Source organism: Vibrio sp. 10N.222.52.C12, assembly GCF_041474215.1.
Lineage (GTDB): Bacteria > Pseudomonadota > Gammaproteobacteria > Enterobacterales > Vibrionaceae > Vibrio > Vibrio crassostreae_C.
Map to the genome: position 1 here is coordinate 1 of NZ_JBFRTR010000252.1, position 330 is coordinate 330.

At 45.8% G+C, this 330-nt stretch carries 2 tRNA genes; both read left to right on the top strand.

Features of this window, described 5'->3' with window-relative positions:
* The first annotated feature begins 20 nt into the window (after positions 1-20).
* Positions 21-96, top strand: a tRNA-Lys gene (locus AB4623_RS24180).
* Positions 97-128: 32 nt separating this feature from the next.
* Positions 129-204 (top strand) — tRNA-Val (locus AB4623_RS24185).
* The last annotated feature ends 126 nt before the right edge of the window (positions 205-330 follow it).

Below are 330 nucleotides of genomic sequence, written 5' to 3' on the forward strand. Positions count from 1 at the left end.
CTCCCCTACGGGATACCATTGGGTCGTTAGCTCAGTTGGTAGAGCAGTTGACTTTTAATCAATTGGTCGCAGGTTCGAATCCTGCACGACCCACCATTCTTTCTCCACGAAGGAATTAAAACTATCGTGGGCGATTAGCTCAGTTGGGAGAGCACCTGCCTTACAAGCAGGGGGTCACTGGTTCGAGCCCGGTATCGCCCACCATTCTCTAAATATTCTTGGAAGTTAAATCTCCAAACCACTTCTTATGTCGCTGGTTGGATTTTTCGACTGTGAGAGTCTTTAGAAAATGAACTTCACAAGAAGTCTCATTGCTCTTTAACAATTTGG